This window comes from Deltaproteobacteria bacterium (assembly GCA_020848905.1).
Lineage (GTDB): Bacteria > Myxococcota_A > Polyangia.
The window spans coordinates 86491-108535 of record JADLHG010000045.1 but is presented as its reverse complement, the minus strand read 5'-3'; the positions used below and the strand labels follow the sequence as shown (position 1 = coordinate 108535).

Here is a 22045-nt window from a genome sequence, read left to right as displayed (position 1 = left end):
CGTGGGCGCCGCGCGCGGCGCCGGCTCGTCACAACATCCAGCGGGCCTGCTGCAGCGTGAGCGCGAGCAGCAGGTGTTCCTCCGTCACGTCGTCCCGGTCCTCCAGATCCGCGATGGTCCGGGCCACGCGGCAGGTTCGATGCAGCGCCCGCGCGCTCACGCGATGGGCCTCGGCGTATTCGGTCAGCAAGGCGGTGCTCCTGGTGCCCAGCGCCACGTGTCGCCCGAGCTGCCGGGCGCTCATCTGCGCATTGCAGTGGATGCGCTTGCGACGAAAGCGCTCGGCCTGCCGGCGCCGCGCCCGCGCCACCCGCTCGCGGATGGCCCCGGAGCTCTCGCCCGGTTCGCCGCCGAGGAGCGCCTTCGTCGGAACCGGCCCCACCGAGATGAACAGATCGAAGCGGTCGAGCAGCGGCCCCGAGATACGGCCGCGGTAACGGCGGGCCTCCTTCTCGCCGCAGGTGCACACCCGCACGGTCGACCCTGCGTACCCGCACGGGCACGGGTTCATGGCCGCCACCAGCATGAAGCGCGACGGAAACGTGACCGACTGCCGTGCCCGCACGATTGTCACCTGTCCGTCCTCGAGCGGTTGACGCAACGCCTCGAGCGCCGCCCGCTGGAACTCGGGTAGCTCGTCGAGAAACAGCACCCCGTGGTGCGCGAGACTCACCTCGCCCGGCCGCGGCGGGGCGCCACCTCCGACGAGACCCACGTGGCTGCACGTGTGGTGCGGCGCACGAAACGGCCGCTCCGGCACCAGGTGACGCTCGCCGAGCAACCCGGCCACGCTGTGCACCTTCGTCGCCTCGATCGCCTCGATGCGGGTGAGCGGCGGAAGAATCGTTCCCAGGCGGCGCGCGATCATCGTCTTGCCCGACCCGGGCGGGCCGACGAGCATCAGGTTGTGGCCGCCGGCCGCCGCGACCTCTGCCGCGCGGCGCGCCTCTCGCTGGCCCACGAGTTCCGCGAAGTCCACGCCGGAGTTCTCCTCGCGCACGCTCGTAGGGTCGCTCGGACGCACGGCACCCTCTCCACCCGCCAGCACCGAAACGGCCTGCTGCAGCGTCTCCACGCCGTAGATCTCGAGTCCCTCGACGAGCGCGGCCTCAGCCGCGTTGACGGCTGGGAGCACCATCCCCTTCAAACCCATGCGCGCGGCGAGCTCCGCCAGGGAGAGCACGCCCCGGATCGAACGCACGCGCCCGTCCAGCGAGAGCTCGCCTGCCAGCAGCAGATCCTTCCGCACGTCCTTCAGCAGCCCTTTCGCGACCAGGCTTCCGATCGCAATGGCCAGATCGAAGGCCGCACCCTCCTTGCGCAGGTCGGCGGGCGCGAGGTTCACCGTGACGCGCGAGCAGCCGAGCGAGTAGGAGCTGTTCGCGAGCGCCGCCTTGATGCGCACCGACCCCTCTCGTACGGCGCCCATGGGAAGACCCACGAGGTGGAATCCCGGCAGACCGCCGGAGATGTCCACCTCCACCTCGATCGGAATGGCGTCGATCCCCAGTACCGCGGCACTCGTGAGCCTGCAGAGCATGCCCGGAGGCAAAGCAGCAAGCGCGCCAGCGCCCGCCGCGCCTGATCACGCGCACCTTCGCCGAGCGCACCTCTCCCGCGTCCGAGATCCGGTCCGGCGCGTGCGGTCTCCGGACGCGCCGCGCGAACGACTGGTCCTAGGTTGAAGTGCGAAGCAGGAGAGAAGTACGTCGCTAGCCCGGGGGCTGGCCCCCGCCGGGCTGCTGGATGGTGTCGCTGATCTTCACCTTCTTACCGATCTTGGCCTTGATCTTGTAGACGCGGTGATAGTTCAGCTCGGAGTTCTTCAGCTCGATGGTGTGCTTTCCCGGCTCGATCTTGATCTGGAGCGGCGTGTGGCCGGCCTTCTGCCCGTCGATGGAGACCTCCGCCCAGGCCGGCTTCACGTCCACGACCAGCATGGAGATGTCCGCCACATCGCTATCGACCACCGTGACGATGCCCGTCCCCTTCTGCGGCTTGGTGGACGGAGCGCTCCCCTTGCCCGCCTCGCCCCCGGCGGCCGCCCCCCCTTCGGGAGCCTTGGGCGTTCCGCCAGTTTTGACGCCTTTACTCCCCTTGCTCGTCTTACCACTTTTCCCGACCTTGTCCGCCGCAGAGCCCGAGGAGCCGCCCTTCTCGACCGGAGCCCCCCCCTCTTTCGGCACTCCCGCTCCACCTGGCCGCCCCGACGGGGTGAGGTCCGCGCGGAGCAGAAGCCGCGGGTCGTTCGGCGTTAGCACGAGCCGCTGCATCCAGAGGTCGTGCCCCGGGCTCCGCAACGTGATGAGCAGCTCGCGGCCCAGAGGAAGCCCCTCGATCCGGCACGGGGTCGAGGAGCAGCGCTGCGCCCCGTCCACGGAAACCGCCGTGCTCGCCGGGTTGGCCATTATGTCCACCACCCCGGCCCCCTGCACCTTCGGCTCCGCCGTCGCGCTGCCGGTTCCGGGCTGCGTCACCGGCACGTTGCGACCGAAGACCTCCGGATGCCTCCAGGCCACGAACCCCGCGGCGCCGAGCCCGAGCGCACCCGCGGCCAATCCCACCCACAGCCCGAGGTGCCGCCGCGGCGGCGGCCCGCTCGGACCCACCGACTTCGGCACGGACGTTCGCTGCGTCACCGCCCGCTGCCCCGACTCTTCATGATGTCCGTTGCTCCCTGAGCTCGCCGCCTCGCGCCGGCGCGACGCCCCGTTGGATCCCTTGGCCGAGCCGCGCTCGGGGACCACGGCCCGATGCCTCTCCGACCGTCGCGCGCGCCTGCTATCCTCGGCCTCGTCACGCCCGCGGTCGTCGATCGGCTCGGCCACGCGACGCCCGGGTGGAATCGCCGCGGGAGTGAGCGACTCGTGCGAGAGAACCGCGCGCTCGTCCACCTCCTGCGTATCCGACGGAACGCTCCGGTGCTTCGCTCGGTCCGCACGCTCTCCGCGCTCTCCGCGCTCTCCCCGGTCTCCCCGGTCTCCGCGCTCGCCACGATCTCCGCGGTCCCGCCGCTCCATCGACTCGAGGCTCTCCCTCGCCCCCGTGGGGACCGCCATCCCGAAGGGGGAGGCCACCTCCGTCCCCTCGGGGGGATCGGTGTCGGCGTGATCGGCGACGATCACCGACGGCTCCGGCCGGGGGAGCCGCACGGGCGTACCGGACTCCTCGTCCTTGGTGAAGAGCGGCGTCGGTGGGACGAGCTGGTTGACGTAGTCCCCCAGCTCCTTCGGGAAGGCGAGCAGATCGTTCTGCCGCGCGAAATCGAGCAGGTCGTCGCGAAAGGAGGCCGCGTCCGGGTAGCGCTCGTCGGGATTGTGCGCGAGCGAGCGCATCACCACCGCCTCGAGTTCCTCGGGGTAGTCGGTCCGAATCTCCGTCGGGCGCGGGATCTTTCCCTCGAGCACGCGCCGCATCGCCACGTTGCCGCTCTTGGTCACGCGCGGCAGCCGACCCGTCGTCAGCTGATAGAGCACGACACCGAGGGAGAAGATGTCGGAGCGGTTGTCGACCTCGCCCCCGGTGTACTGCTCGGGGGCCATGTATTGGACCTTGCCCTTGACCACCCCGACCTCGGTGACCTGCACCTTCCCGACGGCCTTCGCGATGCCGAAGTCGGTAAGCTTCACCGCCCCCTCGCGACTACAGAGGATGTTGTGCGGGCTCACGTCGCGGTGAACGACGTTGAGAGGCCGGCCATCGAGCCCCACCTGCCGATGGGCGTAGTCAAGTCCCATCGCGGCTTCCGACACCACGCGCAGGGCGAGCCGCATGGGCACGCGCGCGTTCTTGTGTCGTTCGATGCGGGCGAGCGTGGCCAGGTCGCAGCCGTCCACGTACTCCATGGCGATGAAGTACTGACCATCCTCCTTGCCGAGCTCGTAGATCTGAACGATGTTGGGGTGGTTGAGCTGCGCCGCGATCCTCGCCTCGTCGAGCAGCATCTCGGCCACGTTGCTCACCGCCGAGAACTGCGGAAGGATCTTCTTGATCACGGCGAGTCGCCGGAAGCCGGCGATCCCCTCCTGCCGCGCCAGGAAGACCTCGGCCATACCTCCCTTGCCGAGCTTGCGAAGGATACGGTACGTGGCGGTGGGGGTGCGGCGGTCGGTGATCAGCGTATCGGCCACTGCCGAAAGTGTAGCGACCGGCCTTTGCCCGGGCAATCATTGATCTCCGCGGGTTCCCGCGGATGGCCGGCGCTGGCGCGCTGTGCTACCGTGGGGGCAGCGAGGGTGGCCGCGCGGGTTCTGACGACAGATCGCTTCCGACACCCCTTGACCCCGACCCCGAGAGTCGCCCGGTGATTCGAAGAATCCTCATTGGTTGCACTATCCTCGGCCTGCTCGCCGCGCCCCGAGGTGCTCTCGCCGACACCGACGCCCTGCTCAAGGAAGCGTCCAACTACTACGAGCAGCTCGAGTACATGAAGGCGCTCAAGGTGCTCGTACAGATCCAGAGCGACAAGGGCGCCAACCCGCTGCAGAAGGCCACGGCCTTCCTTTATATGGGCGTCTGCTTCACGGCGCTCGGCAACGCCGAGAACGCGGTCCAGTCGTTCATGATGGTGCTCAAGCTCCGTCCCCAGTTCCGCATGCCGCCGGGCGTCTCGCCGAGCATTCGGGCCATGTTTGCGGAGGCCCTGCGTCGGTTGAAGATGCCCGAGACGCCGCCGCCCCAGGGGCAAGGACAGGGGCAAGGACAGGAGCAAGGGCCGGCGAAGGGCCAAGCCGACGAGCAGACCGTGGACGTTCGCGCGGAGGCGCCGAAGTCCCTCACCGTCGGTCGCCCGATCGAGGTGAAGATTCAGGTCGACGACCCGGACAAGAAGGTGAAGGCCTTCGTGATCCACTGGCGCCGCCACGCGAGCCCGAGCTTCTCGAAGATTCGCCTCCCGCGCGACGCGAAGAAGGCGGAGCTCGTGGCCGTCATCCCCGGCGCGACCGTCGGGGCGCAGTCCGGCCGGCTCCTCTACTACGTCGTCGCCGAGGGCAACGAGGGCGCGGTCGTCGGGGCAGCTGGAAACGACGAGGAGCCGAAGGAGGTGGAGCTCCTCTCGCCACCCCGACGGAGAAGCCGCTGGGGCTGGTACGTCCTCGGCATCGGCGGAAGCCTTGCCATCGCCGGCGGCATCGTCGCCGCCGTCCTCGCCACCCGCGGGAGCGGAAACGGTACGCTGCCTCCCGGTTCGGCCAACCTCTCGGTGACGATCAAGTGATGAGACCTCTCCGCCCGTCCCACTATGGCCCCGTCCTTCTCGTCGCCGCGCTGCTCGCACCGGGGTGTGGCGAGCCTCCGCCCGCGACGCGCCAGATGCAGGCCGCCATCGTCATCGATCGGACCGTCTTCACCTTCATCCGCGTCTTTCAGGTCACCGTCGTCAAGGCCACCACGAAGGACAATGCCTCGGTCACCTGCAGCGACTTCCCCGCACGCTTCAAGGTCGGCGACCCCGTCCTGCGCGAGGTGGCGAGCAAGCAGATCGAGTGGAAGGGCGAGACCACCGAGGCGCGCGTCACCGAGCTCACCGTCCCCGGAGGCGAGAAGCTCGTGGTCCTCGCCAGGGGGCTGGCCCCCAGCAAGGGCGGCACGCATGCCGTCGCCACCGGGTGCGCGGACAACCTGACCTTCGGCGACCAGTCGCAGAACCAGGTCAGCATCGACGTTAAGGCCACGACCGGCGCGATGTGCGACGAGCCGGGGGACTGCGAAGCGGGACTCACCTGTCAGCAGTCCGCCGAGCTCAAGGGAGGCTACTGCGCCAAGTCCGGGTGCGCCGCGGATGACGACTGCCCGCCTGCCAGCCGCTGCGTCGCCGACGCGGGCAGCGGAGGCCTCTGCGCGCGGCAGTGCGCCCGGCCCGGCGCGGGGGACTGCAATACGGGTCCGCCCCAGGTTCAGGACTGCGTTTCCCGCCGCGGCCCCGCCGGCTGCGTGGACGTCTGCGCCTATCCGCTCTGGAACACCGCAGGCCGCTGCGACTGACGACGCCGGAGCACCGTATCCGCCAACGCCCCGACGGGATGAACCGCGGCCAAGGCGGCCCAGGTTCACAGCGCGCGCTTGCACTCCGGATGCCCGCCGCGAAGCTCGTGGCAGGCCTGCACGAGAGCCGCCCGAGCCGGACGACTGGCGGGACGGGCCGCGAGGGCGGCCGCCAGGTACGGCACCGCGCGCCACCGCTTGTGGAGCGACAGGTAGAGCTGACCTAGCTCGAAGTTGACCTGGTAGTGCTTGGGCAGCGCTTCGAGCACCTCTTGCAGCTCTGCGATCGCCGCACCCACCCCTCGACCGCGGCGGTAGCACCGGGCGAGCTGCAGCCCGATGCGCGCCCGCAGCTCCGTCGGCGCGATGGTGCGATCGTAGGCCTCGAGGGCGGCCTGCGCCTGCGCGGTGGCATCCCGCACCTGATCTCTCTTCAGCCGCAGCTCGCTCAAGCCGAGCTCGGCCGCCGGTCGCGCCCGCCGGTCCTCGCGCAGGTCGCGGTAGAAGGCCGCCGCGAGGGCGTCCTTCCCCTGCCGCTGCAGAACCTCCGCGTACCAGAGCCGCGCCTCCCAATCGTCGTCGAGCCACCGGTCACCGAGGCGACGGAGCTCCTGCCCCGCCCGCTCCCACTGGCCGAGCACCATCGCGTAGCGCGCCGAGAGGAGCGTGCCCATGTTGCGGTGGCCGCTCGCCCGCAGGGCCTCGAGGTCGGCCGGCGCCTCCTTGAGACCGAGCTCGATCGAGGAGCGCGCGCGACCCGCGAGGGCCGATAGGTTCTCGGGGTCACGCGCCAGCACCGCCGCGAACTGCGGTCGCGCCGCCGCGAAATCTCCGAGCGCCACGAGCAGGTGTCCCAGCTCGATGCGCAGTCGTCCCCAGTGACCGTTGATCGCCACCGCCCGCTCGAGGTGCGCACGGGCCATCGCCCCTTCGCCCTGCTGGATCTTCACCCGCGCCAGCCCCCACAGCGCCTCGGCGTTGAGAGGCTCCTTGATGAGCGCCGCTCCGAGCGCGTACTCGGCGGCGCGCAGCTCTCCCACCGCCAGCGCCGCGAGCCCGCGCACGAGCAGGACCTCGGCGGCTCCCGGGTGTTGCCGATTGAGGGCCGCCATCTCCTGGAGCGCTTGCTGCGCCTTTCCCTCGGCGAGCAAGATGCGCCCGGCCAGGGCCGCCTGGCGAATCGATCCGTCCTTGGGCAGGAGCTGCAGCGCCTCGCGGGCCCGCGCGAGCGACCCGTGCCGCAGGTGCGCCTCCGCCAGCACGAGACGCGCTCGGGCGCTCGGCTGCATCAAGGAGGCGAGTCGCGACACCGCCGCGCTCACACGATCGAGCGCCAGGTCGATCTCCGCTTGGAGCACCAGCATCCGTTCGTCGAGGGGCGAGAGGCGACGGGCCTGCTCGATCTGCCGGTCGGCCTCTTCGAATCGGCCGAAGGCCTTCAGCAGCTCCGCGGCCCAGTAGTCGAACTCCGAGTCCGCCAGCGGGCGCTCGCGCAGAGCGACCCCGAGCGCGTGGCGACCCGCCGGCGTGCGGCCCGCGAGACGTTCCACCTGGGCCGACAGCAGTCGCGCCCACGCGCGTTCGCTGCTCGACAAGGTCGGCTCCTCGGCCAGGCGACGCAGCCGCGGGAGATTCGCGTCCTCGAGCGTCCCCTCCTCGAGACGGAAGCGGAAGAGCTCGAGCTCGAGCTGCGGCATGGAGAGCCCGTGCTGCGCGGCGCGGCGGAGCGCGGCCCGCGCCTCGCCCGGAAGTCCGGTGCGCCACAGCAGCTGCGCGCGCAGCTTCAGCATGCGGGGGTCCGTCTCGGAGAGGCGCTCGAGCGTCTGTCTCGCACCGTCCAGGTCGCCGCTCTGCAGCTGGGCGCTCGCCAGCAGCAAGCGGAGCCGCCGACTCGCGCCGAAGCGCTGAACGGCCGTGGCCAGGTGAGCCAGGCGCTGCGCGACCGCTTCTTGCGGCTGCGCGAGGTACGCCTCGGCCACCGCGAGGTCTTCGGCCGCCACCGGATCCTGCCGCCCACCGAGCTGACGTCCCTCGTCGATCAGCGCGCGGGCGCTCGAGGCTTCGGTCTCCCCGAGCTCCACGGCCAGCTCGGCGCGGATCGCCGCCGCGAGAGCCACGACCTTGGCCTTGCGGCCACCCAGGTCGGCAGCTGCGCGCGCATGCTGAAGCGCGGTTCGAAGCGCGGCCACCTGCGGCCGACTCGCCCACTCTCTCGCCAGCTGGAGCGCGTCCTCGACCCGCTGATGCTTGCGCGCCCAGAGACCGGCCACCGCGCCACCCGACAGCACGATCACCGCCATGGCCACCCACAGGGGCCAGCTCCGACGGAGCGAGGTGCGGATCGTGCCGCCGCGCGTCCCCGCCGCAGCTTGGGGCTGCGGACCGGTCTGCGGGACCGCCACGGCCGCCGAGCGTGCCGACCCGACGGCCGCCGGGACGAGCGCGGGCGTGGCCACGCTGGCCTGCGGACCCGTCCTCGGCCCGGTGCGCTGCCATTTCGGTTGCGGCCCCGTCTCGGGCACCTGCGCGGGAGGAGCCGACGCCGCACGCGCCGACGCCGGACGCGCCGACGCGGCACGCCCCTTCGCCGGCTGTGGCGGAGCGGGGGGCTGCGGTCCGGTCTCGGGGACCTCGCCTCGCCGGGGGGCCGTCAGGTCGCGCGTCGGCTCTGCCCGGCCGAAGCCCGTCGGCGTCAGGTCGATCGCCTCCACCTCGGGCGGCGTGCGCCGGGAGGCCAGCGCCGTCCGCAGCGCGGTCGGTCGCTCCTCGGCCGGCGTGCCGGGCGAGCTCGCGTCGGCGAGCAAGCGGTCGAGGCTCTCCGCGATCGACGCCGGCAGAGCCAGCGGTGGTAGCGGTTCGGCCTCGCTGCGCGCCGCGGTCCGGAAGGGGACGATGGTCCCGCGTTCCTCGAGCCGAGAGGCGGGCGTGGCCCCGCGACCGGCTCTGCGGCGCCCGCCCAGCCCACGCGAGGTCGGTGAATCCTCGGATCGGAGCAGCGGGAGGTCGTCGCGCGTCGGCTCGCGGCTCACGATATGGAGCAGCCGCGCCGACGGCATCTCGGGCGGGGTCGGATGCGAATCGTGCTCCCAGGCGTCGAACTCGGGGTGGCGCCGCTCGGTGGTGCGCCGCTCACCGTGGCGGCGCTCGGCCTTCCGCCGCTCTTCGGCCCGCCGGTCGGGGCGCATCACCGTCGGCTGCTCGTTCTCCCGGCGCTGCGCCTTGGGCCGCGCGACGGTGGGCTGCGACGCGTCCTCCTCGGACACCTCGCGCGCCTCGCCGGCCCGGCCGGGCTTCGTCCCCTTCTTGGTCGACGAGCGCCGCTTCTTCTTGCCGGTGCGGCGCACGCTGCTGGTGCGGCCGGCCACAGTGGGCTGCGAAGCGTCTTCGTCCACGAGCAGGGCCAGGCGTTCGGCGTCGAGCACCGTCGACAGCGAAACCTCTTCCGTCTCGCTCTGCGGCGCGGGCTTGCCTCGCTTCAGCGTCGGCACCGACGGCTCGTCGACCAGGTCGTCGGGCGGCGGCGTCGAGCCTCTGCCCCCGCGCTTCACGGGCGTCGGGGTCAAGATCGGTACGCTCGCGTCGTCGATCAGATCGTCGAGACTGACGAACGGCGCGCTCTCCTCGGTCGGCTTCCGCGCGGCGCTCGCGGCCCGCGCCGGTGGCACCACCAGCCCGGGCAGGGGCAGGGTCGTGGGCAGCGGCGGCGGAATCGTGGCCGTCACGGGCCGGGAGAGCGGTCCGGTCATGGGCGGACGCACGGGCCCGGTGGCCGGCAACGCTCCGCCTCCATTCGATCCGAGCGGCCGGCCAGCCGGCCTCGAGACCGGCGGCGGCAGCGGAGGAGCCGGCGCTGCGGAGGCCTCGCGGCTCAGGGGGGCGCGCGGCGAGAGCGGCGGCCCATCCCCGAGGAGCCGGCTGAAGAGCGGCTGCGGTCCGGTGGTGGGAAGCGGATTCGCAGCGGCCACGAACCGCTCCACCGCCTCGCTCACCGAGGATGCGCCGGGGCCGAAGAGCGGGCCGTAAGCCACCGTCGACCAGGAGGCCAGGGACCCGGGGCCGGGCTCGAGCCGCAGCTCCTCCTCGGGAGGCAAGGGGGGCGGCTCTTCCAGCTCGTCCCGGGGCGTCACCTCGGTGGCGTCAGCCTCCTCGGCCACCATCCCCGCGCTGACGAGCAGCTCTCGCTCCTCGTCCTTGGACAGCTCGGGAGTGGGCACTGGCCCTTTGCCTCGCACCCAGGCTCCGCTCTGGCTGCGCGCCTCCTCCCAGATCCCCGAGATGGAATCCTCCCACTCCTCGACCGCCGCCGCTCGCTCGGCCGCGGAGACCAGCGTGTCCGAGGCCGGGGCGCGGTCGGGGGAGCGTCCTTGCCCGTTGCGCGGGACCGTCGGCCACTCCTCGGCGTCGGCGTCGTCCTCGCCTCGGGTCGCGCCTTGCCCGGCGACTCCCCTCGCGTCGTCGAACTCGCCGGCCCGCGCGCGCACAGCCGCCTCGCGCCTCGCGCGATCTCCGAGCGCCTGCAGTCGCGCGTCGCTCGGGAAACGCTGCAGCGCCTCCCCCGCCACCTCGAGCGCCTTGTCCCAGTCCTCGAGGGCCAGGCACACCCGCACGAGCAACCCGTAGGCTTCCTGCGCTTCGTGCCGGTAGAGGAGCCGCCCGAGGAGCTCGCGGGCCTTGTCCAGGTGCTTGCCCGCCACGAGCGCCTTGCAGAGAAGGATCGGCGCGTCCTCGAGGAACGGGTCGAGGGCGAGCGCTCGCCGCAGCATCTGCGCGGCCTCGTCCGCCCGACGGCGCACGAGGAGCGCCTTGGCCCGGCGAACCAGGGCCTCGGGACTGGGCGGAGCCGCCTCGTCGAGACGGAATCGCGGTGCCGTAGGCATGGCTAGTTCTCGCGTCTCCGTCCGCTATGCATGGGTGTGCCGCAAGCGGTACGGCCACAGTGCAAGGCCTGGTCCAGCTCCCCAGGTCTATACAACAGCCGGCGGCGACTGATCTATCGGAAATTCAGGAGATCTAGGTCCTCTCCGAGGCTCAAACATCTGCCGGACGACCCTCCGATCCTGGCGTGACAGGAACGCGGCGCCCCCCTGGCCGAAAAAGCCAATCCCCAAAAAAATGGCGGCCCTGCCACCATCGGCAGGGCCGCCTCGCAATCCGTCTCCCGTTGCTATTCAACGGCCAGGCACTGAGATTCCCGCCAGAGAATCAGTAACCCGAACCGACGGCGCTACACACGTCCTGAGCATTGATCGGCGTCGGGGACGCCGTGGGCTTCGGAGGCTCGTCGTACACGTAGATTTCCGCGATGGCGAAGGTCTCTTCCCAGGTCCAGTCCGCTCCATCGTGATTCAGGAAGAGCGCGATCGAGTCCGCGGTCGGCTTGTTCGTCTTGAACTCGAACACGTCGTCACCGCCGTCTCCGTCGGTCACGTTGCAGCGCTCCGACGGCTGGAACCACTTGCCGTTGGTCTTGTTCGGATCCCCCGCGTCGCCAATGCCGAACCACAGGGAGTACACCTTGCCGTAGCTCCCACCCGAACCCTTGCGATCCCGCCACTTCACCACGACCTTGTTGATCGGCGTGGGCTTGTCGAGCGTGATCTTCACCCACCCGTCATAGTCGGCCCAGGCCCAGCCGCCGCCGTAGATCGCCACGGTGCTCGGCTTGTCGTCGGTGAGGAAGGTCTCGTTCCCCTGCTTGGCCGTGTCCTTGGCCTTCCCTTGCGCGCCGATGGCCACGTTCATGGACTCGCGCGTGGGCGTCGTCGGGGGCTTCACGTCGTCGCGCTGCGTGCAGCCGCTGTGCACCACCGTCAGGACCGCCGGCTCGCTCAACCCCTTCTCCGGATCCTGCGCCCGCACTTCGATCGTGTTGGACTGCCCCTTCTTCAGATCCACGGGGAGGCAGAAGTGCCCCGTGCTCGGATGCGCGTCCGTGGCCACCCCGGAGGTCGAGGCGCCCCCGACGGCAAACACGCTGGCTCCCTTGGCCGCGGTCCCCACGATCGCCACCTTGTCCTGGCAGGTGTTCGACCCGGAGGTGGGCATCTCGATGATCGGCCGCGGCACGGCCCCGCCGCCGCCCCCGTCGCCGCCGACCACGCCCGCGTCGCTGTGCTCCCCGCGAGGGTTCTTCGGATCGTCGAGACCACAGCCCATCAACGCCACGAGCGCTCCGAGCGCGGTGGTCATCCCGTAGGCTTTCAGTCGGCTCATGGTTATCACTGGCTCCCGATTCTCTGGCGTACCCGAAAATCGGAGCAAGAAGCGGGCCGCGAAAAAGCTCTCCCCGATGCAGGATAAAGTACCGTAATTGCTGTCAGAGGAGATCTCGTACGGCCCGGTCGGCAGACCCCAGCGCCTGGTCAGTCGATCCGCCGGTGGCCATCGGAGTAGACGCCACCCGTCCCGGCGCGGCCGGTCGCAGCTCGGTTGACATCCACGCGCTCACCGAGGATACACGGAGCGGCCATGACTGCGCGGGACCTGCCCCACCGCTCCTCCGAACGATCTTCACTGCAAGGGACGGTCCCGATTCTGCTCGGCCTCGGCCTGCTCGCGATGACAGCCCAGACCTTTTCGGTCTCGGCCACCCGCCTCCAGCCCCGCTACGACGAGGTGCACTACCTCTCACTGCCGCGGGACTACCAGCGGGAAGGCGGCCTCCTCGGCGCAGTGCGTTGCCACCTGGAGGGCCGCTGCCGCGACGCCAACCGCAACCCGCTCTTCCAGCTCGTCCTCCTCCCCTTCACGCACGACGCGCCGGTCTTCTACGCCGACGCGAAGCTCGTCACCTTCGGCACGGCGCTCCTCCTCGCCCTGGCCATCTTCCTCGTCAGCGCCCGCCGCTTCGCGCACGCGCCGCCTGCCGGTGGCCCCCCCGCCGCCTCGCGCGTGGGCGCGCGCCACCTGGCCGCCGCGGCCGTGCTCCTGCTCTGCCTGATGCCCAGCCTGGCCGAGCTGGCCGGCGGCGTGCTCTCCGACGTGCTCCACGCCGCGCTGGTCTTCACCGCCGTGGCGGCCATCGCCCGCGCCCAGGACCGTGGCCCGGTTGCCTGGATCCTGACCGGCGCGGCGATCGGGCTGGCCTACCTCACCAAGGGCAACGCCCACCTGCTCTTCTTGCCCCTCCTCTGCGTGGGGCTGCATCTGCACGGCCCGCGCCTCCTGCGACGGCCGCAGCTCTACCTCGCCGTGCTGGCCTTCGCCGCGGTGGCCGCCTTCCTCCTCGTGCGCAACGCCCGCGTCTACGGCAACCCGCTCCACAACTTCAACGACCGCACCGTCTGGCTGGATCGCTGGGAAGACACCTGGGCCCTCATGAACAGCCCCGAGTGGAACCGCATCGGACTCGGCTGGTACCTCGAACGTCACTCGGTCTTCGAGCTCGCGGGACGCGTCCTGAAGGGCCTCGGCGAGACGATCGGCGTCTTCGTCTACGTCTGCGGCCTCGGCGTGACCGCCGCGCAACCCACGCACCTGCCCGTCGCCGCCGCGATGGCCCTCCCGCGCGTTCTCACCGGCCTCGCGGTGCTCCTCCTCGCCGGCCTCGGGATGCGGCGCCGCTATCGCGAAGGCCACCGCGCCGAGGTGCTCGCCCCCCTCTACACCACGGGCTGGCTCTTTCTCGCCTTCGGCGTCGGCGCGCAGGGCGTGGGCGAGATCGGCCAGCGCTTCATGCTCCCCTTCGCGGTGCTCTACCTGCCGCACGCCGCCTTCGGCCTCCTCCGCGTGGCCGGCCCCGCGCTCCTCCGGCGTTTGCGCATCCCCGAGGGCGCGGCGCCCTGGTTCGTGGTCGTCGCGGCCTCGGTTCCGCTCTGCCTCAAGCTCGGCTGGTTCGCCTCCGGCCTGGCCACGAACCCGCGCGCGCACGTCGAGGTGCCCCCCGGCTGGGCGCGCACCTCGGCCTGGTTCGCCTCGCACCTCGGCCCGACCGAGCGCTACGCGATCCCCCACAACAGCCTCTATTCCACCTGGGATCGGCCCTTCCCCATGACCGACGCGCGCTTCATCTACAACTTCCAGGGCCCGGCCCAGCCGATGCTCGCGCACCTTCAGGGCGCGCAGGTCACGAAGCTCCTCGTCGACGCCGAGGATCGCGACCTATCGCGCTATCGAGAGAAGCTCTCGCCCGAGGCCGACGCGCACGGGGCGCTCGCCTTCCTCGGGTGGCGGCGCTGCTTCGCCGACGGAGCCAGGCCGAGCCGCTTTCTGATCTACTGCGCTCCTCCTCGGGAAGCGGAGCGCTACTCGCCGACCCGCTTGCGCACCTCGCGCGAGAGGTACCCGCCGCTCAGCGCGTCCAGGTTCGCGGTGATCTCGTCGAGACGAATCGACTCGGTGATCTGCTCCCCCGGATCCTGCGGCGGATTGAGCGCCATGGCCGTGAGCAGCCGCCGGCGCGTGAAGTAGAGCGAGGTGATCTCGCGCAAGAGACCCTCCTGCACGCCCACGAGCGAGGTCACGTCGAGCGTCTCCGCGTTGAAGATCAGTCGGTCGAGCGCCCAGTGCGCCCGCACGCCGATCACGTACGAGAGCCGCCGCGTGTCCTCGAACTCCTTGCCGTCGGGAAAGCGGGTCAGGTAGATCGCGTCCTTCAGGGTGCGATCGTTCTTCGCCATCTCGTTGTTGAAGTTCACCTCGATGTCCGGCATGAGCGCCTTCCAGGACGCCCCGGCCATGTAGCCCTCCACGCGCTCCGGATTCACGCGAAAGAAGCGCAGCGCCGCGCGCTGCACCTCGGAGACGGTGGGCTCTCGTTCGAAGCGCTGCCGGAGCTTGCGGATCACCTTCGGGTTCGGCGGCGGAGGCGCCGGCGGCGGCCCTTGCGGCGGCGGCCCCCCTTGCCCACCCCCCTCGGGCGGCGGCGCGCCCCCCTCGGCCTGCGCGAAGGCGACCCCCGGAAGCACGCACAACGCGCACGACAGCACCCATGCTCTACGGCTCATAGAACACCTCCCGTAACCTGGCTCCAGTAACCGCCGCTCACCGCGTCGAGGAACGCGGCGATCTCCTGGAGGCGAATGCGCCTGAACTCGCGAGCCAGCTCGCTTCGCGGCGGGTCGAAGGCCTCGGCCTTCACGAGCTGCTTGTATTCCACGTAGAGCCGCGCCACGCGCTCCGAGAGCTCGTCGCGCAGCCAGGTCAACGTGCGGTCCACGCGACCGAAGTGCGGCATCTGCCGTCGGTCGAAGATGAAGCGCGTCAGATCCCACATCGCGAAGGCCTCGATCACGAGGCCCCGCTCGCCGAGGCGGTAGAAGTGACTCCACGGCCAGTGCAGGTGCGGGAAGGCCCGGATCGAGACCGTGTCGATCCCGTTCGTGTAGCGCGCCCCGAGGTAGAACTCGGGGAGCATCGCCGCCCACGGCGCCCGGTTGCGGTAGCGCTGGATGTCGGCGAAGTCGAGCTTCTTGTGCTTGGCCACCTTCTTCCAGAGGTCTTGCAGGGACGGCATCCCGCGCAGGTGGTCCACGCGGCTCGCGGCCAGCCGTTGGCGCATCTGGGTCAGCGTGCGCAGCCGATAGATGCGGCGATTCGTGAGCACCCAGAGCTGGGTCGGATCGTTGTCCCAGGCGAGGATCCGGCGCGCCATCTCCTTCGCCCCGAGGTGCATGACCTTGCGCCACTCGGTCCCCGCGTCGTCGGTCATCCAGACCGCGTCGTCGGTCGTGCAATACCAGTAGTTCGCCGTGCTCGTGGCCTGCACCGAGGTCACCACCTGCCCGACGAAGCGCGGGCCGCGGCGCTTCCAGGTCCCCATCTCGCCGCCTTGCCACGAGGCGAAGAAACCGTCCCGCGTGCCCATCAGGCGTACGTTGTTCGGCCCGAGACTGATCCACTGCGCGTCGGCGCGCGGCCCCCAGGTGTCCCAATGGGTCGTGATCCAGTGTTTGCCCCCGTCGGGGCTGGCCATCGCGGAGCCGCCCATGGCCATGTGCACGAGCCCCGCCTGCTGCCGGTCAAAATAGAGGGCGCGGATGTACGAATCGTGGATGTAGTAGTTCATGTCCTTCTCGAGGCTCAGCCCCCGGTCCTCGGAGATGAAGAGCCCCTGGGCCGTACCGACGAGCAAGCGCCGCGGATTCGACGGGTCGGTCACCACGCTCGTCACCATGCGCTCGGCCTGGCCGGCCTTGCCCTGCCAGACGCGCTGGAAGCTGCGCGCCTTGTCCACCGAGAGGTAGAGCCCATCCACCGTGCCGACCCACACGCGGTTCTCGTCGTGCCAGTCCACCTCGATCCAGTTCACGTTCACGCTCTTCTCGCCCTTCTGGACGAGGAGCTGCTGCAGGTTGATCCCCGAGGTGTGCAGCCCCTGCTGGCGCAGCCAGCGCTGAAGGTGCGGCGATTTCCCCGGCAGCCCGAGCGCGTATTCCATGCGCGGGTCGGGGCTGCGCTCGCGCCCGTAGAAGAGCGTGCGCATCGGCGTGACGATGATCTCTTGCCAGGTCTGGCCGTTGTCGACGGAGCGCAGGAGCTTGCCCATCGACGTGCCGATCATGACGAAGTTCGGGTCCCGGTGGCTGATGCCGATGGCCGTGAGCTCCTCCCCGAAGCCCACGGTGCTGACGGGAAAGAACTCCTGGGCCGACGCGCGCGAACCGAAGGCTCCGACGAGGAGCAGCGCTGCCAGAGCTGCGACCGGGCCCCACCCTCGCACGCGCCGAGCCTCCCCGACCCCGCTCATTGGCTACACGAAACGGCGATCACGGCGTCGAGCTGCCCTCGCGCCCCCGGCTGCCCGACGATGCGCACCCAGCGCGCCGTCTTGAGCTGCACGCAGCTCAGGTCCACCGCGCGGTCCTTCTGGCTCCAGAACCCCGCGAGCTTGTAGTCGCGCCCGTCGGCGCTGACCCAGACCTCGAAAGAGCCGGTGCCGCCCGACCCGAGAGGGCAGCCGACCACCTCCACGTTGCTCGCGCTCGCCACCGCGCCCTCGAAGCGGAGGTCGTCCCCAGGCAGGTCGGTGATCTCCGATCCGAGCGCCACCTCCACCGAGGCGTACTCCCCGAGCTGGACCGCCTTCCCGTCGGGCTTGCCGACGCAGGCCTCCACCCCGGGGACAGAGCCCTCGCAGCTCGCGGCGGCGCAGCAGGGGCAATCCGTCGGGCAGTTGCCGCAGCTCTCGCGGAGCGGATCGCAATGGCCGTCGCCGCAGCTCGCCGGCGCGCCCGGCAGGGGCGGGGGCTCCGTCGAGAACTGACACGCCGAGCCGGGGCAGAGAACCCACCCGGCGAGAGCGCCGAGCACCAGCGCAGATCGGAACCGCACGGGGCGCAGCATAGCCAAAGCGGCCCGAGCCGCGCCAAGAAAAATCAACAGTTTGAGATCCCACACCTCGGCGGTGGCTCACCGAGTGGCCGCCGTGAGATCCCGACTCGTCCCTTTGGCCTCGGCCGGTTAGGTCCCGGAGGCTCCGCCGGTCGCCACCCAGCTGGCCACTCGATCCGCCAGAAGTGGGGTCTGCGCTCGCCCCCTACGCCGGGCCACCGTACCCCACCCACAGCACAAGGGGCCGGAATCTGGGCACATGGCAAGGGCGCTGGCCAGGCACATGGCTTGCTTTAGGAGACCCCGTGGCGACGGATCCTCGGAGGACATCGATGAGAGCGACCCTGGCAGGCTTGACCCTCTCCCTGACGGCATGCGGCCTTGGCGGCAGCGTGGGTGGTCCGCAGGCCCACGAGCCGGACCCCGTCGCCCCCGCGCCGTGGGTCAACCGCAAGCCGAGCCTCCACGTGGCCTCGCCGAGCGACATGGCCGTCGGGGACGAGCTCCTGCTCCTCGGAAACGACTTCATCCCGCGGGAAAAAGGGCGCGCCATCGTGGTGCTCAAGGGCACCTTCTTCGACGATCGGGGCGGGCAGTCGCCGGTGGACATCCAGAAGCCCGTGCGCCCGGCCAACGGAACGCGTCTTTCCTGGAGGCTCTGGCCCAACGTGGTCTTCCATCCCGACGGTAACCGCCTCGGCTACTTCCTCGGTCAGGTGCAGGTCATCAACGCCGCCGCCGACGGAACGCAGGAGATTTCGGACCCCTTGCCGGTACGCGTGCAGATCCGGCCCTCCTTGATCCCGCGCCTCGTTCGCCCGACGACGGGGGCCTGCCAGCAGGTGGTGGGCGAGACGCTGGGTGACACGGGCTTCACGGTGATGGTGGACGCTCTCGGGCTGCGCGCCGGCACGAAGGACGCTCCCCTGACCTTCACCTGGGCCTTCCAGCCCGATCAATGGAAGATCGTAAAAGGCTATGGCTCCTTCGACCCGAGCCGCATCGTCCCCGACAAGGGGGCCGTCGTGCTCGAGGAGCAGGTCATGAGCGGCACCGCCTCCGCCGTGGCGGATACCGGCAGCCGGCACTTCCTGGCCAAGATCGGAAACGACCTCCTCGGCGACATGACCGTCAAGGAGATCAAGACCCAGCCCGTGCCGGGCGCGGGCAACAGCTACACCGCGAGCATCGCCGTGGCCGCCGTGGACGCCTCGGGGAAGGCGGCGCGTCTGGCCATCCCGGTCGAGGTCTTCCAGCAGGTCGAGGTGCACTACGACGGCAGCGTGAAGATCGCCGAGCGCGAGGAGCCCCGCAAGGTGAGCGACTGCATCCCCGGCGGCCCCATCGGGACCAACGTGAGCTACCGCGAGGACCAGGCCGAGACCCGGCACAAGAGCGTCTCGCTGCAGGTGCACGCCGAAGCAGGGCTCAATATCGGTCTGCCGCCCAATAACCCCTTCATCGGGCAGCCGCACCTCAACGCCGGCTTCGGTACGGACGTCTCCGAGAGCGTTTCGAGCTCCAAGAGCAACAGCCTCGACATGAGCGGCCAGATCCTGCCCGGGGAGTGGGGCATCTTCTACCGCCAGGTCACCAAGCTCTACCGCATCGCCAAGCTCATCGGCCGCAACAAGTGCGGCGCGTCGGTGGAGCTTGGCGAGGCGATCCTGACCGACTGGGTCTTCACGCCGGAGCTGGCTACCGGACCGGCGTGTGCCCCCGAGAGCCGGCTGCCGAAGGCGGAACAGTTCTTGTAGGGAATATTGGATACCCGGCCACTGGAGTTGTCGCCACGCGGGCGCACCCGGAAGAAGGCCTAGGAGACGATCGAAATGATGCTGCGACGTTCCCATTCGCTACGCCTCTCGCACCTGCTGCTCGCGGCACTTCTCGCCCTGGCTCCTTCCTGGGCCATGGCTCGCGGCGGGCCCCGCGGCGGAGTGGACTACCAGGCTCGGCGGCAGCATCAGCTGACCGTGGCGCAGAAGCAGCAGGACTTCTTCGCCAAGCACGGCAACGCCAAGCAGTTCTACTGGTCGCAGGCGAATAAGCTCCGCGCGGAGGCAAGCGGCCTTCGGCACCAGGCGCAGCAGGCGAAGGCGGGCGGCAACCACGAAGCCGCCGCGCGCCTGTGGAAGCAGGCGAACGCGCTCGAGCAGGGCGCCGCGAAGGCCAGCGAGCACGCGAAGGCCGGCACGCCGGCCCCGCAGGCTCACGGGCAAGCCGCCCCGGTTCACGTCGCGACGACGCCGCAGAGCAAGAATCAGGTCAAGAAGCAGATCCGTAATCTCCGTCGGCAGGCGATGAAGCTCGCCCTCGCGGAGCCGCTCAAGGCTGCCGCGCTCATCGAGGAGGCGGATGGTCTGTCAGCCCGCCTGGCGAGCCCTGCCCCCGTGCAGCAGGTGCAGCCGCGGCAGACGCAGCAGGTGACGCCCGTCAAGAAGGCCATCGAGACGCGCCCCGTGGTGCAGAGCGCCAGCCTGCAGGGGCAGGCTCCGCGGCAGACCACGCGCGAGACCACGAAGGAAGAGCTGCACCAGCTCGTGGATGCCGCCACGCCGCGCGTGGACCGGCGCCAGGCCTCTCGCGAGTTCGACTTCTATAGATTGAAGGGCAAGGACGCCGCGGCGGAGGCCACTCGCCTCGAGGCCGAGGCCCAGAAGACGGGTGACCCGGCGCTCGCGCGCAGGGCACGGGCGCTGCGCGTGACGCAGGCGCGCGCCACCGATAATATGCTTCGCATCCAGCGCGAGGGGATTCTGGCCAAGGCCGCCGCCGCCGACGCGAAGGGCAACAAGACCGTCGCGGCGCAGCTCCGGGCCAAGGCCGCGAACCTCCAGAACCAGCGCAAGGCCCTCCGCTCGGGCATCCACGCGGAGGAGCAGCAGGTCACGGGCCTCGCCGACGTCGCGGTGGTGCAGCGCGCCGCGCAGGACCTGCAGCAGGGCAAGACGCGCCAGGCGGCGACTCAGCAAGGCGGCGCGCTCGCGCCCGAGGCCGAGGTGGAAGGCGACGCCGTGGAGCAGCTCACGCCGGGACAGCAGCAGGCGCGGCAGAACCAGGCGCAGGCGCCGGTCGGCCAGTCGCCCGACGCGGAGCTCGTTCCCGAGCAGTCGAGCCAGGCCGGCAAGCCCCCCGCGGCCCCCGCGCGCAAGGCCTCCCTCGGCGCGATCCGCGAGGCAGTGGGCAATCGCGAGCTCGGCGAGGCCTTCAAGCTCCTCCAGGCCTACGAGCAGCAGCACGAAGGCAAGGGCCCCATCTCGCGCATCAAGCTCGGCATCGCCCGCTGGGTCATGCGGCGCGGCGCGCAGCGCATCGGCGTCGATGCGATCCACATGAGCGAGGGCAGCATCGCGAACCCCGACGGTGAGCGCACCGCTGCCACGGACCAGCAGATCCGCAACGCGCAGCTCGAGTACACCAAGCAGGTGCAGCAGTTCGACGCCATGCTCAACGCCGGCCAGCTTCCCCCCGACGTCGAGCAGGCGCTGGCCGGGCAGTCCCAGGCGCGCCGGCAGTCCGTCGCCGACGGCAAGCTGAAGATGACCCCCGCCGCGCTCGACGCCGCGGACAAGAAGGACCGCGAGATGGCGATCCAGGAGGTCCGCAAGCAGGTCTACGCGCAGGTCGAAGCCGAGTCGCCCAGCCTCGAGCGGGACGGGTCGAACTACTACCACGCGCGCCGGATCCTGGACCACCTGCAGCAGAAGTCGGCTCGGCGAGGTCCGGTGGGCAAGATCGCCTCGATGCTGGCCGGCACGGTCTTCGGGTCCACGGGCCGCGCCCAGGGCAAGCTGAACCGCGAGCTCGTGGCCACCGCGGCGAGCTCCATGGGGCACGGTCCCGCCGGCATGCTCACCTACCGGTTGCTCATGCTCGAGGCCGAAGGCCGGGGCCTGAATCACCTGGGCAAGGCGGGGCTCCGCACCTGGATGAAGTACAAGACCTCCAAGTTCTGGGCGACCAAGGGCCTCTTCGGGCGCAACGGCGTGAACCGCGCGATCAGCAAGGCGCGCGAGATCGGCGATCCCGAGGGTGTAGCGCTGGCCTGGACGCTCAAGCAGAGCTTCGCGATGGACCGCGCCGACCATTCCTCCGCGGCCTTCAAGTGGAGCGACAAGGACGTGCGGCAGATGGAGAAGGACTACGCCGTCGCCCAGCTCAACATGGTCAGCAAGCTGGCGAACATCGCCTCCTGGATCGTGGACCACCCGCAGCAGGCGCAGATGCGCGGCATGTCGCCGGCCGATGCGGCCCGCTACCTTCGCATCGCGCGCCAGGTTCGCTCCGACATCAGCAAGTCCGAGGTGGGACAGACCATGCTTGCCGCCCTCGAGCGCGGGCAGGCGGCGGATCGGGCGGGCCAGGGCGTGAGCCTCGGACTGCGTAACGGCCTCAAGCTCGGCCTCGCCAGCCGCAAGCTGGACCACGTCGAGGGCCAGCTCGTGAAGCTCTCCCGCGGGAACCAGGGCTTCATCGGCTGGGTGAAGGGGCTGCCGGGCGCGGTGATCAGCTTCCCGTTCAAGCTGGCCAAGTTCGTGCTCTACAGCGTGCCCAAGTTCCTCACGGTGGATCAGTACCGCGCGATCAAGTACGGCCACGGCGGCGCGCCGCCCCCCGTGGACCTCCAGGCCTTCGGACCGTCGGTGGACAAGTACCTCCAGAGCCGGCAGCAGGCCGAGGGCGGTGGACCCGGGATGCAGGGCGGGATGGCGCAGGGCGGCGGTCACGCGGGTGGCCTGACTCCTCCGGACTTCGTGAACTGACACGTCTCTTCGGAATCCACGTC

11 protein-coding genes are annotated in these 22045 nt (G+C 70.5%); 5 read left to right on the top strand and 6 right to left on the bottom strand.

Annotation, left to right across the window (positions count from 1 at the left end):
• Positions 1-28: 28 nt before the first annotated feature.
• Together IT371_20380 and IT371_20375 are read right to left on the bottom strand one after the other, a co-directional pair.
• Complete coding sequence (locus IT371_20380) at positions 29-1540, bottom strand: YifB family Mg chelatase-like AAA ATPase (protein MCC6750034.1); 1512 nt, start codon at positions 1538-1540, stop codon at positions 29-31.
• A gap of 172 nt (positions 1541-1712) precedes the next feature.
• On the bottom strand, positions 1713-4130 hold the full coding sequence (locus IT371_20375; GenBank protein MCC6750033.1) for a serine/threonine protein kinase: 2418 nt from the start codon (positions 4128-4130) through the stop codon (positions 1713-1715).
• Between the two features lie 173 nt (positions 4131-4303).
• On the opposite strand from IT371_20375, the gene IT371_20370 reads away from it, so the two are divergent.
• Together IT371_20370 and IT371_20365 are read left to right on the top strand one after the other, a co-directional pair.
• Positions 4304-5218 (top strand): hypothetical protein, encoded by a 915-nt coding sequence (locus IT371_20370; protein MCC6750032.1) that lies wholly within the window; start codon positions 4304-4306, stop codon positions 5216-5218.
• Positions 5218-5985 (top strand): hypothetical protein, encoded by a 768-nt coding sequence (locus IT371_20365; GenBank protein MCC6750031.1) that lies wholly within the window; start codon positions 5218-5220, stop codon positions 5983-5985. The genes IT371_20370 and IT371_20365 overlap by 1 nt, the downstream gene beginning before the upstream one ends.
• A 65-nt stretch (positions 5986-6050) precedes the next feature.
• On the opposite strand, the gene IT371_20360 is transcribed toward IT371_20365, so the two are convergent.
• On the bottom strand, positions 6051-10862 hold the full coding sequence (locus tag IT371_20360) for a tetratricopeptide repeat protein (protein ID MCC6750030.1): 4812 nt from the start codon (positions 10860-10862) through the stop codon (positions 6051-6053).
• Between the two features lie 325 nt (positions 10863-11187).
• Positions 11188-12198, bottom strand: a complete 1011-nt coding sequence (locus IT371_20355; protein ID MCC6750029.1) for a hypothetical protein — start codon at positions 12196-12198, stop codon at positions 11188-11190.
• A 255-nt stretch (positions 12199-12453) separates the two neighbouring features.
• Here IT371_20355 and IT371_20350 point away from each other — a divergent pair, with 255 nt between their 5' ends.
• A complete protein-coding gene (locus tag IT371_20350) occupies positions 12454-14394 on the top strand; it encodes a glycosyltransferase family 39 protein (GenBank protein ID MCC6750028.1) in 1941 nt (646 codons plus the stop codon).
• Between the two features lie 532 nt (positions 14395-14926).
• Here IT371_20350 and IT371_20345 read toward each other — a convergent pair.
• Complete coding sequence (locus IT371_20345) at positions 14927-16645, bottom strand: hypothetical protein (GenBank protein ID MCC6750027.1); 1719 nt, start codon at positions 16643-16645, stop codon at positions 14927-14929.
• A gap of 23 nt (positions 16646-16668) precedes the next feature.
• Positions 16669-17256: a hypothetical protein gene (locus IT371_20340; protein MCC6750026.1), complete on the bottom strand. Its 588-nt coding sequence runs from the start codon at positions 17254-17256 to the stop codon at positions 16669-16671.
• 332 nt (positions 17257-17588) lie between these two features.
• Here IT371_20340 and IT371_20335 point away from each other — a divergent pair, with 332 nt between their 5' ends.
• Together IT371_20335 and IT371_20330 are read left to right on the top strand one after the other, a co-directional pair.
• Positions 17589-19013, top strand: coding sequence for a hypothetical protein (locus tag IT371_20335; protein ID MCC6750025.1), 1425 nt, complete (start codon positions 17589-17591; stop codon positions 19011-19013).
• Positions 19014-19088: 75 nt separating this feature from the next.
• Entirely contained in the window at positions 19089-22022 is a 2934-nt protein-coding gene (locus tag IT371_20330) for a hypothetical protein (protein ID MCC6750024.1), read from the top strand.
• Positions 22023-22045 lie beyond the last annotated feature (23 nt).

Excerpts from the sequence above, each read along its gene's own strand:
- IT371_20365 (MCC6750031.1), top strand. The coding sequence starts at position 5,218 with ATGAGACCTCTCCGCCCGTCCCACTATGGCCCCGTCCTTCTCGTCGCC.
- IT371_20330 (MCC6750024.1), top strand. The coding sequence starts at position 19,089 with ATGATGCTGCGACGTTCCCATTCGCTACGCCTCTCGCACCTGCTGCTC.
- IT371_20350 (MCC6750028.1), top strand. The coding sequence starts at position 12,454 with ATGACTGCGCGGGACCTGCCCCACCGCTCCTCCGAACGATCTTCACTG.
- IT371_20335 (MCC6750025.1), top strand. The coding sequence starts at position 17,589 with ATGAGAGCGACCCTGGCAGGCTTGACCCTCTCCCTGACGGCATGCGGC.
- IT371_20360 (MCC6750030.1), bottom strand. The coding sequence starts at position 10,862 with ATGCCTACGGCACCGCGATTCCGTCTCGACGAGGCGGCTCCGCCCAGT.
- IT371_20380 (MCC6750034.1), bottom strand. The coding sequence starts at position 1,540 with ATGCTCTGCAGGCTCACGAGTGCCGCGGTACTGGGGATCGACGCCATT.
- IT371_20355 (MCC6750029.1), bottom strand. The coding sequence starts at position 12,198 with ATGAGCCGACTGAAAGCCTACGGGATGACCACCGCGCTCGGAGCGCTC.